Source organism: Comamonas testosteroni TK102, from assembly GCF_000739375.1.
In the GTDB taxonomy this organism is placed as follows: Bacteria; Pseudomonadota; Gammaproteobacteria; order Burkholderiales; family Burkholderiaceae_C; genus Comamonas; species Comamonas brasiliensis.
Genome location: NZ_CP006704.1, coordinates 3,197,908 through 3,211,859, shown reverse-complemented (window position 1 = coordinate 3,211,859; position 13,952 = coordinate 3,197,908). Strand labels below are relative to the sequence as shown.

Genomic DNA, 13,952 nt, shown 5'->3' with positions numbered 1-13,952 from the left:
GCACTGCGGACCGTGTTTGCCCTGGCTCCACGCCAAGTCAGGCAGCTTCAACTCCGTGGGCAAGCCAGCGGCTGATGGCAGCTATCGCTTGCCTATCAATGACAGCGATCAGGACACTGCTTGGCGGGGCCAGGCCGGCCTGAGCATGGGCTCTGGCAGAACAACCAGTATGTACAAGCCAACGAAATTGCTCTCGCTCGAACGCCGAACGGACTCCACCCTGAACAAAAGGGATGAAAACGGGTTAATGTACGTTGTCATCTGTATGAAAATTTCTTACGTAATATTTAATACATGATATGTATTGTGTATTACATAATTAATTAATAGATCACGATAACAATCACTTATCGTTAGTTATTTGAAAAATAGATATGAATACAAGCAAAACCACGTCCAGGGGCGTGCAGGAATCCGATGTCTGGGCTGCAGCCGATGTCTTGATCGCCCAGGGTCTGCGCCCGACCATAGAGCGCGTGCGCCAGCAGATAGGGCGCGGCTCTCCGAATACGGTCAGTCCCATGCTGGAGACCTGGTTTGCCACGCTAGGGCGTCGCCTGGGAGTTGCGGGAGAACAGGATCCATCCGTGCTGCAGTCGGTGCCGGATCCTGTGCAGCGCCTTGCCGAAGAGCTCTGGAATACGGCACTGGAAGAGGCGAAAGCTGCCGCCAGCAAGGCCTTGGATCTTCGTGAACAGGCTTTGAAAGCCGAGGAGCAGGCTTTTGTGGCGCAGCAGGAGCAACTCGCTCAGCGAGAGGCCACCATGGAAGCGCAAAAAGATGCGCTGAATCAAGCCCTGCAGACGGCCCAGAACCACGCCCAGGACCTGGCACGTCGTCTTGACGAGATACAGCAGACGCTGCAGGAGCGCGATCAGCGCCTGGAAGAGCTGCGTGACGAGCTGGGCAATGCCGTTCGCCAGCGTGAGTTGCAGCAGCAAAAGCACAGCGAAGAAATTCAGTCCGCCGCAGCGGAACGCCAGCGCATGGCCGAGCAGTACGCGGGTAACGAGCGCCATATGCTCAACGAGGTCGATCGTGCGCGGCAGGAACTCACTGCAGCGCGAAAAAGCCTGCAGGATCAGGAACGCAAGGCAGAGTCCCGCTATCAGGAGTTGCAGACTCGCTTTGAACAATCCGAGCAGGAGATCCTGAATCTACATGCCCAGTTGCAGACCGCCCAGAACACGGCAGCATTGGCGCAGGAGCGTGTTGCAGATCTCAAAAATCTGCTGGAGGCTCAGCAAAGAATTGCGGCTGCAGCCACGACCTCGGAGTCGAATGTGGCTCAACCCCTGTCTCGTCGAAGCAATCTCGCGGCCACCCGCCGCTCCATTAACCGGCGAACCCTGCGCTAGGCAATATCCGGCAGTCCCGCCACGGCCCCGTGCGGCTTGTTGTCTATGCAGCTGCACGGGCTGCCTCTTAATGCGGTGGCTTATCAATATCCTCTGCGAATGCCAAGCCACAGCGGACCAGCCATGACTATCCTGAAATAATTAATCGGCAACGTCCTACATTTGGGTACGCTTTTGTCTTTAATAGTGGTGGGAAATAGAAGAAGACAAGAACCAACCAGCCAATGGATGCGGCATCAGTTTTGAGATGGGCGATCTCGATGCACGCTTGCTAATAGCAAACCGCTTTCTCCTGAGTTCAAGCATTTCCAGGCCCTGGTATTGGAGCCTGGACGGACTTTCTGTTGCTTGATTCTTTTATCCGGAAATAGAGGTGGCCGTGGATTTACTCAAAAGCATTTTTCACCAATCACCGGAGGCCGCACTTTTTGCGTCTCTGGCCCTGGGATACTGGGTCGGCAAGTTCCGCTTTGGCTCATTCCAGCTGGGGGGCGTGGCAGGTTCCTTATTGGCGGCGGTCTTGATCAGCCAGATCGGCATTCAGATCGATTCAGGCATCAAAGCCGTGCTTTTCGCCTTGTTCATCTATGCCGTGGGCTTTGAAAGCGGCCCGCAATTCTTCAATTCCCTGGGACGCCATTCGGTCAAGGAAATCATGATGGCCGTCGTGGTCGCCTTGTCCGGTTTGATCACGGTGGTGGTGATTGCCCGGGTATTCGGGCTGGACAAGGGACTGGCTGCAGGTCTTGCGGCCGGCGGGCTGACGCAGTCGGCAATCATTGGGACGGCTGGTTCTGCGATTGAGAAACTCGGGCTCTCGGGCGAGGAAGTGCAGCGCATGCAGGCCAATGTCGCCATCGGCTATGCGGTCACCTATATATTCGGATCCTTCGGGGCCATCATCATGTGCGTCAATGTGCTGCCCTGGATTACCGGGCGCAACATACGCGATGACGCCGTTCAGGCCGAGCAGGAGCAGCTCAAGGGCGTGCGGGTCTACGCGCAGGGCGAGTCGCCGGCAGCTCCCGATCTGGTGGGGCGCATTTTCCGCGTTGCCCAATCAGGCAAAACCGTGGCCGATCTCGAAGCCGGGGGGACCCAGGGCAGGGTCACGGTGGAGCGCATTCAGCGAAAGAATGCCCTGGTCGGCGTGGACCCCAGCCTGGTCCTAGAGGCTGGCGACATTGTTTTGCTGGTCGGACGCCGCCCCGCCGTGGTGTCTCTGGGCCAGACGGTAGGCGATGAGCTGCCCGGTGCCCAGGGCATGGATGTGGTGATGGTGCGCCGCGATGTGGCCATTTCCAATGCCCAGTTTCTGAACCGCAGCGTCAAGGACATTCTGGACAGCCTGTCTCAGGACCTCAAGCACGGTGTCTATGCCGAGGGCTTGATTCGCGCGGGATCGCCGGTTCCCATCACTGCGCAGACCATGGTGATGCCCGGCGATGTGGTCACCTTGTTCGGCACACCTCAGGATGTTCAGAAGGCTGCCCAGGCCGCCGGCCCCATCATTGTTCCCAGCGACAAGACCGACTGGGTGTTCCACGGCTTCGGCATTGTCGTCGGCCTGCTGATCGGTCTGCTGGTGCTGCGCATAGGCGCCATTCCCATCACCTTGGGCAGCGGTGGCGGTGCCTTGCTCTCGGGCCTGCTGTTTGGCTGGTGGCGTAGCCGCAAGCACACCATGGGCAATATGCCGACAAGCGCCTCGACATTGCTGCGCGATCTGGGGCTGGCCGGTTTTGTGGCCATGGTGGGCCTGCAGTCCGGTCAGCAGGCGGTAAGCACGGTCATGGAGCAGGGCTTGACGCTGTTCATGCTGGGCGTTCTGGTCACCATCATCCCGCTGCTGATTGCCATTTTGTTCGGCAAGTATGTGCTGCGTTACGACAATGTGGCCGTTTTCGCGGGTTCGCTGTCCGGGGCACGCAGTGCCAACCCCGCATTTGGCGAGGTTCTGGACAAGGCCGGCAATTCAATCCCCACCACCCCGTTTGCAATCACTTATGCCTTGGCCAATGTGTTCCTGACTTTGTTGGGTCCGCTGGTCATTGCCTTCGCGTGAACCCCCTGCACTGATTCACTAGGACGAATGGAAGGAGTTGCGATATGAGCAAGGATTATCAGAGTCTGGCGAAATTGAGCCCGTTCGAGCTCAAGGATGAGTTGATCAAGATCGCCTCGAGCGACGGAAACCGCCTCATGCTCAATGCGGGGCGGGGCAATCCCAACTTTCTGGCCACAACGCCGAGAAGAGCATTTTTTCGCCTGGGCTTGTTCGCTGCAGCCGAATCGGAGCTTTCCTACTCTTATATGACAACGGTAGGTGTTGGCGGACTGGCGAAGATCGACGGGATTGAGGGTCGCTTTGAACGTTATATCGCCGAGAACCGGGATCAGGAGGGCGTGCGCTTTCTCGGTAAATCACTGAGCTATGTCCGTGACCAGCTGGGCTTGGACCCGGCCGCCTTCCTGCACGAAATGGTTGACGGTATTCTGGGCTGCAATTACCCCGTTCCCCCGCGGATGCTGAACATCAGTGAAAAAATCGTTCGCCAGTACATCATCCGGGAAATGGGGGCCGATGCAATACCCAGTGAGTCCGTGAACCTGTTTGCAGTCGAAGGGGGAACGGCTGCCATGGCTTACATTTTCGAGAGCCTGAAGCTCAACGGTTTGCTCAAGGCCGGCGACAAGGTTGCCATTGGGATGCCGGTTTTCACGCCGTATATAGAAATTCCGGAGCTGGCCCAGTACGCACTGGAGGAAGTCGCCATCAACGCGGATCCGAGTCTCAATTGGCAGTATCCGGACTCTGAGCTGGACAAGCTCAAGGACCCGGCCATCAAGATCTTTTTCTGCGTCAACCCCAGCAATCCGCCTTCGGTGAAGATGGATCAGCGAAGTCTGGAACGCGTGCGCAATATCGTTGCAGAACATCGTCCGGATCTGATGATCCTGACCGACGATGTCTATGGAACTTTTGCAGATGACTTCCAGTCTCTCTTCGCGATTTGCCCGGAAAATACGCTTCTGGTCTACTCATTTTCCAAATACTTTGGCGCCACTGGCTGGCGTTTGGGGGTCGTGGCCGCTCATCAGCAAAATGTCTTTGACCTGGCGCTGGACAAACTGCAAGAGTCCGAGAAAGTCGCCCTGGATCATCGCTATCGTTCGCTGCTGCCGGATGTGCGCTCCTTGAAGTTCATTGACCGCCTGGTGGCTGACAGTCGTGCTGTCGCTTTGAATCACACGGCCGGACTGTCCACTCCGCAGCAAGTGCAGATGGCCCTGTTCTCGCTGTTTGCGCTGATGGACGAGGCGGACGAGTACAAGCACACGCTCAAGCAACTGATTCGGCGACGCGAAACCACGTTGTACCGCGAGCTTGGCATGCCGCCGCTAAGAGACGAAAACGCGGTTGACTACTACACCTTGATTGACTTGCAGGATGTGACCGCGAAGCTCTACGGCGAAGCCTTTTCGGAGTGGGCGGTCAAGCAGTCGTCGACGGGGGACATGCTGTTCCGGATTGCCGATGAGACCGGTATTGTGCTCTTGCCAGGGCGCGGCTTCGGCTCGAACCGTCCATCGGGGCGGGCATCCTTGGCAAATCTCAACGAATATGAATATGCAGCCATAGGCCGAGCATTGCGCAAAATGGCGGATGAGCTTTACGCCGAATATTCCGGACAAGCCCAGAATCTCTAAGCGGTAATGCCTGAAAGAAAAAGCCATGAGCAGATCCTCCTGATGGCTTTTCTACGTGAAAGTGCGCCGGCGTTGTTCCGTGCAAGGAGCTGACCGCTTTCGGCAGGACACGCCCCAGCACTGTGACAATGTTTGTTTGTCACCCGCACCAAACTGAATGAATGAGGGCTGAGCACGCAATGACTGCAGCAAAGAGGCCTATGGCCTCTTTGCCAATTACGGAGTCGCCAGGCGTGCAAAGTCGCGATCAAGGTCCTTGATTGCCGTCTCAATCCGGTTATTTCGCTCTGCGGTCCATTGCTCTTCCTGAGAGAGCATTTGCTTGGATCGTGCAATCATGCGCGCCATTTCCGATGGCTGGGGGCCTCCGGCTGTCACGCGATTCTTCACGATTGCTACGGGGTCCAGCGTCGCCCGGAACTCGCTTTCCGACATGGGCAACTTGCCGTTCTCGATAGACATTTCGTGTTTGACGGTAGCTGCATAGATGCGCTGGGCATCGGCGTAGGGGAAGTCGCGAGGGGTGATGTTGCGTTCCTTGGCAAAGCTGACGACCTCCGAGGCAAAGTGGTGACCCACGCGGAAGGGCAATTTGTACTTGCGCATCAGAACATCCGCCACCTCCTGGGAGGCCGTCCAGTCAAGATTCAGTTCTTCAAGCGCACGCTCGGGATTGATCACCAGGCCGCTGAGCACTTTGTCAAACCCCTGAAGAGTGGAAATCGTCGCTGCAATCAGCGCGGAGGAGTCATGGGACGACTTGTTATCGCTCATCCCTGGTGGAATATTGTGCTGGCCGATGAGGCGTCCCACACCCAGGGCCAGCACGCGGGAAGCGTTGGCGCGGGTGTCGTTGAGAAGTCCGGGATTTCGCTTCTGGGGCATTGCACTTGACACATAGGTGTTTCCTCCGCCCTCGCGAAGAAGGATCCAGGGTCTGGGCTGGGCATACTGCACCATGACGTCCTCGACAAAAGCTCCGACGTGCAGGGAAATGCTCGACGCAACCGCGCCGATCTCCACCGGCATCTCGGCAGCCAGAATCTGCGCGGCATCGTAGGCGTTGTCGACTGTGGCTGGATAGCCAAGGTGTTTGGCCATGCGCTCTCGATTCAAGGGCCAACTGGTCCCATTGAGTACCGTGGTGCCCATCGCTGACTGGTCAATGCGCGCGAATGCCTCGTGAAGGCGCTGGGCGTCCCGGTCAAAACCGGCAAGGTGTCCCAGAAGGTAGTGCCCATAGCTATTAGGCTGAGCGGCCACCCCGTTGGTGTAATTCGGAACGACCGTGTCGGTATAAGTCTGGGCCAGCCGCAGTAGATGAGCACGGGTCTGCGCCAGCTGTTTGTTCAGGCGCAGCATATCGTCCCGCTGTATGGCAGAGCGCACCGTAGCCAACATATCCTGGCTTGAGCGCCCGGCATGCAGAAGAGTGGCTTCCACACCAGCGGCATCAATGAGCAGGGGCTCGAAAGTGATGACCAAACCTGGCCGTTTGCCATTCGGAGCGTCGCCTGCCTTCAAGACGCTCTGGAGACCTCGCGCAATTCTGGGAGCCATGGACTTGTCGAGCAAGCCCTCATCGGTATTGATCACTGCCGATGCCTTGTTGATCTGTCCCAGCCAGAAGAAGGCGTCGCGCTTCGACTCCTGCGCAAGCGCGCCATTGGCCAGCGATGCCAGCGCAAACGTGGCAACCATCAGCTTTCGTAGCGCCCCACCGGCAAGGCCATGTGGCAATTTTGACAAGACGGCACTGCGCTTGCGGTTGGTTCTGTATTTCATGTATGTCTCCTGGGCTCTAGGGATGGTGATCAAGGCTGGATGCCTTGTATTACCGACTCGATAACTCTGTAACGGCAGATGGCTGAGAGCGAGCTGATGGCGAATGATGCATGTCTTCACGACGCGAAATTGCCGACAGGGCGCAGCTGCTGCTTACTCTGCATGCCGATTGGCGCTATTAAAGTCTCCCGGCTTGCCTCCGGCTGTCCCTGGCGAGATATGTGTTTTGCGCAGCGAGGCTTGTGCCGGCTCCGTCCTGTGGCTGATGGGCTAGCATCGGCAAGGTGTATATTGCAATCAGCCAGGTCAGGCATTTGCAGGACGCATGTGCTGCATCAATTGATAGAGCGCTTCAGCTACCAGTGAAAGGCTGCGCTCTCGCTTGCGGACCATATAGATCTGCCGGTCCATACCCGGCAGCAGCAGGTGTCGCGCTACCAGTCCAGGCTTGTCGAAGTGAAACAGGCTCAGTGCGGGAGCTACGGTGATGCCAAGTCCGGCTTGTACGAGTCCCATCACTGTGGCCAATTGCTCAACTTCAACGAAAGTCTGCATCTTTCGAGGAAAAAAAGCGGCATCCAGATACTGGCGAACACTGCTGTGGCGCGCCAGGTGGATGAACGGCCAGGGTGTCAGATCCTCCAGGGACAGCTCGACCTTGTCCGCCAATGGATGGTCGCCCGGGCACACCATATAGAAGCCGTCGCTGCAAAACGGCTCAGCCTTCAGGTCGGGTGTATCCACGCGTATGGCGGCCAGCGCGAAATCCGCGTCTCCGTTGGCAACGGCAGCGATGCATGGCTCGGACAGTACATCCAACACACCCAGCTGAACTCCCGGATGCCGCGCCGTGTACACCTTCAGCACCTCAGGAAGCCAGCCCGCGGCAAGGGATGGCAGCAATGCAACTGATACGTGCCCCTGAGCCAGTTGTGCTGTATCACGCATCGCTCTTTCGCAGGCAGCGAATTCTGCGGCGAGGCGCTCTGCAGATTGCAGGAATCGTTCGCCTTCGCGGGTAAGCACCACGTGTCTTGTGCTGCGGTCGAAAAGTTTGAGACCTACCGTTTGCTCCATGGCGCGGATGAGTGCACTGAAAGCCGGTTGTGACAGGTGGCACATGCTGGCGGCCTGGGTGAAGTTCTTTTGCTTGGCCAGTACCAGGAATGCCTGCACATCACGCGACGATAGATTCATTTGAAATGCGGATTAATTAATCTCAATTATCGATTTCACAGCTTATAGCGGTTTTCCTATAGTGGGCATCAGGAGGTTTCATGACAAGAGTGCAAAACGAAACGACGTCATTGCTCATCGGATGTGCAGCAGGCTTTTCCGGCGATCGAATTGATGCGGCTCAACCCGTCGTACAGGAGCTGGTTCGACAAAGCAAACCTGCCTTTCTGATCTTTGAAACGCTTGCCGAGCGCACTCTGGCACTGGCACAGCTTGCTCGTCGTCAGAATCCCGATGCAGGCTATGAGCCACTCATGGTGGAGTTTCTCCGGCCTGTGCTTGCCGACTGCCTGGCGCATGGCATTCGAATCGTCAGCAACTTTGGTGCAGCCAACCCGCAAGGTGCAGCCCGGGCCATTGCTGCATTGGCCAAGGAGCTCGGAACGCGCCTACCCCAAATAGCGGTTGTTCATGGTGATGACCTCAGCGGACCCGCGCACTACCAGCTGCTCGAAAAAGCTCTGGGCTCGGACATGCCAGACCAGCAACTGGTGAGCGCCAATGCCTATATAGGTGCACGACCCATTGCCGAGGCACTGCTGGCAGGTGCAGACATTGTGGTGTGCGGCCGCGTCTCCGACCCCTCGCTTGTAGTGGGACCTGCCATGGCCCACTTCGGCTGGGCCTGGGATGACTGGAATCGCCTGGCACAAGCCACGATGACCGGGCATTTGCTGGAATGTGGAACCCAGGTCTCTGGCGGCTATTTCGCAGACCCGGGGTACAAAGATGTACCCGGCATGGAACGCCTGGGGTATCCCATTGCCGAAATCGACAGCGCTGGCAACAGCACCATCTTCAAGCCATCTCTTACCGGGGGCTGCATCACTGCAGCCACGGTCAAGGAGCAACTGCTCTACGAAATCCATGACCCTGCCTGCTACCTCACGCCAGACGTTGTTGCCGACATCACTCAGGCAGAAGTGATTTCGGTTGGGCCTGACCGGGTGCGCCTGGAAGGTGTCATTGGTCATCCGAGGCCGGAGATGCTCAAAGTCAATGTCTGCTTTGAGTCAGGATGGTTTGCCGAGGGAGAGATCTCCTACGCGGGCCCGAGAGCGCAAGAGCGCGCGCGTCTGGCGGCCCAGACCATATCCAGGCGCTTGGCGAATATTGCTCCCCTCAGAACCGACCTGATCGGTATCACCAGCGTCTGGGGAAACGACAGCAGTGACTGGCTGACTGAAGCAGGCATTGCCGGCGAATCCCGGGATGTCCGGCTTCGCATGGCCTGGCAGCATGCCGACCATGCGGTAGCTGCGCGTCTGCCGCGCGAGATAAACGCCTTGTACTGCTGCGGCCCGGCGGGGGGAGGGGGCGTTCGCACCCATATGCGTCAGCGCCTGGGAATGGTGTCGTGCTTGGTACCTCAGCAACAGATTACGACTGGCTTCCACTGGACCAAGCCACATCAGGAGTAAGCCATGAACTCAACCCTTACCGTTCCCCTTTACCGGGTTGCGCATGGACGCACGGGAGACAAAGGTAACCGCTCCAATATCAGCGTCATTGCATGGCATCCGGATTTGTGGGACTTGGTGTGCGAACAAGTCACCGAACAAGTCGTGATGCACCTGTTTGCGGACCGCAAGCCAAGCCATGTCCGGCGATACCTGCTACCCAAGCTCCACGCCATGAATCTGGTGCTCGACAACGTGCTGGATGGGGGTGTCAACGACTCGCTGAACCTGGACAGCCATGGAAAAACGCTGTGCTTCAGGGTGCTTGAAATGCCCGTCGTGGTTCCATGCCATCTCGAGCCACTGCTCATCGGTCCGAGCGCCTGAATTTTCTACAACAACCACTAGGAGACAAAGCATGAAATTTCTGACACGACGCACTGTTCTTGCATGCGGTGCAAGCCTGGCGCTCAGCCCCTTGGCCTTTGCACAGGGCGAATTTCCAAACAAGCCTATTACCTTTGTCGTTCCGTTTGCCGCCGGCAGTGCCACAGACCAGCTTGCGCGTGCCTTGGGACAAGCCGTTTCCGAGCAGACCAAGCAGCCGGTCGTGGTGGAAAACAAAGGCGGTGCCAGTGGCATGATTGCGGCTCAAGCGGTGGCCAAGGCCGCACCTGATGGCTACACCGTGCTCATCACGACCAATACGACGCACGCTGCCAACGAGCACTTGTACAAAAAGCTGTCGTACGACCCTGTCAAGGACTTCACCCCTATCACAGGTCTGGGCAAAGGTGGACAGGTCCTGGTCGTTCCTGCGACTTCGCCCTATCAGTCCGTAGGCGATCTGCTGGGCTACGCCAAAGCCAATCCCGGCAAGCTGAGTTTTGGCAGCGGCAGCTCTTCGAGCCGTGTCGCTGGCGAAATGCTGAAGCAACTCGCTGGCGTCGACATCCTTCACGTTCCCTACAAGAGCAATCCGCTCGCCCTCACGGATCTCCTCGGGGGGGCAAATAAACCTGATGATTACCGACGTCTCGACGGGCGTTCCTCAAATCAAGGCCGGCAAGCTGCGCCCGCTGGGTTACTCCACACAAAAGCGCAGCGCACAGTTGCCTGATGTTCCGACCATCGCGGAGGCCGGTGTCAAAGGCTATGACATGGGCTACTGGTTCGCAGCCTACACGCCTGCCAATACACCAGCACCTGTCGCGGCCAAACTCAATCAGCTGTTGACCAAGGCGGTGAACAGCGCTGCGGCCAAGTCCTTCTTCAATATGTCCGGCTCCGAAGCCTGGACCACCTCTGCCTCGGAACTGGCACAGTTCCAGGCCGCAGAAACCACCAAGTGGGGACAGGTCATCAAGGCGGCAGGCATCACGCCTGAATAAGGGTCAAGCCCGGATCAGTTCCCTGCAATGCAGGGAGTCCAGTGGAAATCCGAAGCGGCTTTTGCTCCAGCGTGATGCGGAACTCATCATCGAGAAAGCCAGAAGCTCGGCAATCTTCGAATAGAGAAGGGCGGATGAAGGTAACTGGTGTTTGAGCACCAGTTGCTCCATGCATGGAGATCCGCGGCTGTTAAGGCTCAGGTGTGGAAAATCTGAGCCATCTCCGTTACTTGGCAGCCCGGCTGTCTTCGACGGTGAAGTGCTCTACATGCGGTGGCTCCACAAAATAAGGCCCGATGATGGCGCGCCACTCGGCAAAAGCGGCGGACTGGCGGAATCCAATCGTGTGGTCGTCCAGAGTTTCCCAGTGTACGGTCAGCACATAGCGGCCCTCGGTCTCGATGCAGGCAAGGACTGTGTGGCCAAGATAGCCAGTGGCCTTGCTCAGCACGGAGTCTGCGGCCTGACGAATGGCGCTTCCAAAATCCTTGTGCTTGGCTGGCTCCACCTTGAAGTCTGCAATTTCAACAATCATCAGCTTTCTCCTGTTGGTACGACGAAAGATGCTCATGAGGAGCTCCATCTCACTCAGATGATGAGGTCGCGAAGCTTATAAAGACGCAACCCGTATGTCTGCCCAGTGTCTTGACTGCACTTGGGCTGCGCAAAAAATGCACTCAGCGGAACGGTGATGAGCTGCCAGTTGGCGAGCAGGCTGGATTGTCGTTCATTTGTATGAAGTAACTTGGGCTTTCGTAGCTTTCAATAATACATCATACGATGTATAAGGCATTAACTGGACTCCCCCAGATAATAATCTTCATCAGCGAGTAAATAAACCCTATTTATCCCCCGTTGAGGATTTATTTTCAGGGTTTCTTGTTTATCAGGACGCGAACGGCCGCTCCGTTGATTCAACAGAAGTTAATCGCGGATATCGCCAGTGGTTAATCGACGACTGTCGGGTTTCGCTTCGCTACATCAGGGGCTACGCCCCCGATACCCCCATCAGCCCCAATAAGCGCTGCTGGATGCCTCAGCCCAAGAGGGTTCCCTCATGGGGATGTTGGTATCAAGAATGAACCAGCAGGCATCCTTGAAGTGGCTTAGCCGCACACTCAACTGCTCTGAGAACTGGTAACCGACTGAGTCCAGGTCATCAAACACTGCCTGTAGCACGTCAGGCATGCTCCACCCTACAAATCGGATGCGCTGAGGCTTGGGCACAGACAGACCCTTGCTGGAGGAGAACCGGTTGCTCCAGGCGTCACCATCCGCAAAGGCCTTGGTCATGTACTTCGACAGGTACGCAGCGATGCGGGAGGGCGCTCTCATACGTTTACTTGGCTGTAGGTCAGCGTTGCCACCCAGCTCCCCGACAACGGCATGCCACACTGAACGGATGACGCTGTAGCTTTTGACTTTGACACCACAGGGATGCTTGAGCATTTGCGGCACACGATGCACGGCCATGTGTACATGCCATGCTCCACGAGCTTGACGTTCAAACGCAGCAACGTAGAACCAGCCAGGAATCAGCCGAGCCATACGCCGATTGAACTCCTTCATGTGCCGCTTGAGCGTAGCCCAGCAGGTCATGTTGGCTCGGTAGGTGAGGGTGAGGAGGGTGTCCACACCTGCAGCCTTGCACAGATGTCGAACACGGGTTTTGGCTCGCTTGGCCGCACGCTCCAGATTGGCTTGGCGCCGTTCCTCAGCGTTGGCCTCACGTGCCTCTAGATACTGTTGATAGGCCTCTTCGGTCAGCTCACCGGCATGGTGCCAGGTCACCAGTTCCCGAACAGTGCACTCGACATGGCCATTGCCAAGAGTGCGACGAACAAGTTCGTATCCGCCGCCAGAGGTGCTAACAAATCGATCACGACCTACAATCCGATCCATCAGTCTTGTTCCTTTCAAGATTGGTCATGGCCTCAGGCGTGCTAGAACACGCGCTGGGGCTTTTCTTTTAGTGCTGATCGACCGTAGCGATCTTCACAGCGCTCAACAGATCCACTGCCAATGCCCCGCCAGCAGTAGAGGTGTCCATGACTCCGGGTACATGGACGAAGCCCCCTTTACCCTTGATGAGCAGCATGCTGTCGATACATTCGCCAAGAGTCGCACCCAGAGCAGCAAAGGTGTCTGCAATGACGGTTTGACCTGGCTGGACCTGCTCTAGGCAGCTTGCCAAGCTATGGCAAGGAGAGGGCGTTGCACCCGACATGATTGCTAAAGTTGTCATCAAGCCCATCCTTTCTGTACTTTGAGAACCAAGCCCTCAGCACACTTGAGAGCCGCTTTGTACGTCCTGCGCTCCAGATCCCGCTTCTCTTGACGCGTCATAAACACCGCTGCTTCAGGTTTGAGGTGCATCGTGATGACCCTTGTGTCGAAGTTGCAGCGCAGTGTGCAGTCGCCGAGATCCATCTCATCAGGCTCATCGTCAGTCGCGTCGACCATTTCTCTCCCTCCATGTTCCAAAGTGTCTATGAGATAAATCTAGGGCCGGCGCTTCGCGCCGTCCCACGGACACGTCCGTGGGACGAGGCACTACGCCCCCGGCCACGCGGTCAGCTCCCGCTGCCCCCGTGACCGTGCGCGCTGCGCCTTCGACCCCCAAGCGTTGCGTGAGACGGTCGTTCACGCGTGCCCTCAAAAGCAACAGCCCCCACCAGCTACTGTCCTTACCTTCGAACGAACGACCTTCGGGCGAAATCAGCTTGCCGCCAGCGAAGCACCAGCCTTGCCAGGCCTTGCCTGGAAGCTCCATGAAGTTGAGCAGGCGCATCAGCCTGTACGTGGCATATGGGATGTCGTGCTTGCCGGATTCCCAGTTATGTACAGTCCTGGTCGACACATGAAGAAACTGCGCGCAGCCATGCAGATCCATGCCGAGGCTTCGGTACATGGCACGGAAGTTCTGAGCAAGCTGGGCGCGGGTATCACGGTCGTGACGCCTCTGCCCGAACTTCTTCTTTATTGAATACGATGTATATTTTCTGACACTTTTTTAAGCTGAAAGTCAAGGCTTTTTGCCTGATATTCAACAAAAGGTTACGAAATAACCA

General features: G+C 57.1%; 14 protein-coding genes and 1 pseudogene. 7 read left to right on the top strand and 8 right to left on the bottom strand.

Translation table 11 applies throughout. The features are described 5' to 3' along the window. Positions 1-374: 374 nt before the first annotated feature. From O987_RS14455 to O987_RS14445, 3 genes are all read left to right on the top strand, one after another. Positions 375-1,358, top strand: a complete 984-nt coding sequence (locus tag O987_RS14455; RefSeq protein WP_043373036.1) for a DNA-binding protein — start codon at positions 375-377, stop codon at positions 1,356-1,358. Positions 1,359-1,737: 379 nt separating this feature from the next. After that, positions 1,738-3,423 (top strand): aspartate-alanine antiporter, encoded by a 1,686-nt coding sequence (aspT, locus tag O987_RS14450; protein ID WP_200879556.1) that lies wholly within the window; start codon positions 1,738-1,740, stop codon positions 3,421-3,423. Between the two features lie 44 nt (positions 3,424-3,467). Next, a complete protein-coding gene (locus O987_RS14445) occupies positions 3,468-5,069 on the top strand; it encodes a bifunctional aspartate transaminase/aspartate 4-decarboxylase (RefSeq protein ID WP_003054930.1) in 1,602 nt (533 codons plus the stop codon). A gap of 216 nt (positions 5,070-5,285) precedes the next feature. Here the strand turns inward: O987_RS14445 and O987_RS14440 are convergent, their stop codons facing one another. Continuing rightward, positions 5,286-6,854 carry an argininosuccinate lyase gene (locus O987_RS14440; protein ID WP_043373030.1) on the bottom strand — a complete coding sequence of 523 codons (1,569 nt, stop codon included), beginning with the start codon at positions 6,852-6,854 and terminating at the stop codon, positions 5,286-5,288. A 306-nt stretch (positions 6,855-7,160) separates the two neighbouring features. Then, positions 7,161-8,051, bottom strand: a complete 891-nt coding sequence (locus O987_RS14435) for a LysR family transcriptional regulator (RefSeq protein WP_043373027.1) — start codon at positions 8,049-8,051, stop codon at positions 7,161-7,163. A gap of 80 nt (positions 8,052-8,131) precedes the next feature. Here O987_RS14435 and O987_RS14430 point away from each other — a divergent pair, with 80 nt between their 5' ends. The 3 genes and pseudogenes from O987_RS14430 to O987_RS14420 all read left to right on the top strand — a co-directional run bounded on the left by O987_RS14430 (position 8,132) and on the right by O987_RS14420 (position 10,881). Next, entirely contained in the window at positions 8,132-9,511 is a 1,380-nt protein-coding gene (locus tag O987_RS14430) for an acyclic terpene utilization AtuA family protein (protein WP_043373025.1), read from the top strand. A 3-nt stretch (positions 9,512-9,514) separates the two neighbouring features. Further along, on the top strand, positions 9,515-9,877 hold the full coding sequence (locus O987_RS14425) for a hypothetical protein (protein ID WP_003054939.1): 363 nt from the start codon (positions 9,515-9,517) through the stop codon (positions 9,875-9,877). Positions 9,878-9,908: 31 nt separating this feature from the next. Then, positions 9,909-10,881: pseudogene (locus O987_RS14420) on the top strand (Bug family tripartite tricarboxylate transporter substrate binding protein). Between the two features lie 3 nt (positions 10,882-10,884). Here the strand turns inward: O987_RS14420 and O987_RS29080 are convergent. The 6 genes from O987_RS29080 to O987_RS29850 form a co-directional block, all read right to left on the bottom strand. After that, positions 10,885-11,052 (bottom strand): hypothetical protein, encoded by a 168-nt coding sequence (locus O987_RS29080; RefSeq protein ID WP_019042243.1) that lies wholly within the window; start codon positions 11,050-11,052, stop codon positions 10,885-10,887. Between the two features lie 55 nt (positions 11,053-11,107). Next, positions 11,108-11,416: an antibiotic biosynthesis monooxygenase family protein gene (locus tag O987_RS14415; protein WP_003054941.1), complete on the bottom strand. Its 309-nt coding sequence runs from the start codon at positions 11,414-11,416 to the stop codon at positions 11,108-11,110. Between the two features lie 473 nt (positions 11,417-11,889). Then, complete coding sequence (locus tag O987_RS27595) at positions 11,890-12,783, bottom strand: rolling circle replication-associated protein (RefSeq protein ID WP_051962184.1); 894 nt, start codon at positions 12,781-12,783, stop codon at positions 11,890-11,892. Between the two features lie 67 nt (positions 12,784-12,850). Further along, positions 12,851-13,126 carry a hypothetical protein gene (locus O987_RS14405; RefSeq protein ID WP_144244930.1) on the bottom strand — a complete coding sequence of 92 codons (276 nt, stop codon included), beginning with the start codon at positions 13,124-13,126 and terminating at the stop codon, positions 12,851-12,853. Beyond that, positions 13,126-13,344 carry a hypothetical protein gene (locus tag O987_RS14400; protein WP_019042368.1) on the bottom strand — a complete coding sequence of 73 codons (219 nt, stop codon included), beginning with the start codon at positions 13,342-13,344 and terminating at the stop codon, positions 13,126-13,128. Before O987_RS14400 ends, O987_RS14405 begins: the two co-directional genes overlap by 1 nt. Then, a complete protein-coding gene (locus O987_RS29850) occupies positions 13,328-13,774 on the bottom strand; it encodes a VC1465 family Xer recombination activation factor (RefSeq protein ID WP_158407675.1) in 447 nt (148 codons plus the stop codon). Before O987_RS29850 ends, O987_RS14400 begins: the two co-directional genes overlap by 17 nt. On the opposite strand from O987_RS29850, the gene O987_RS29660 reads away from it, so the two are divergent. Continuing rightward, the gene (locus tag O987_RS29660) at positions 13,742-13,867 is read left to right on the top strand and encodes a hypothetical protein (protein ID WP_268746911.1); all 126 of its coding nucleotides are present in this window, start codon (positions 13,742-13,744) and stop codon (positions 13,865-13,867) included. The genes O987_RS29850 and O987_RS29660 overlap by 33 nt on opposite strands. Positions 13,868-13,952: the final 85 nt, after the last annotated feature.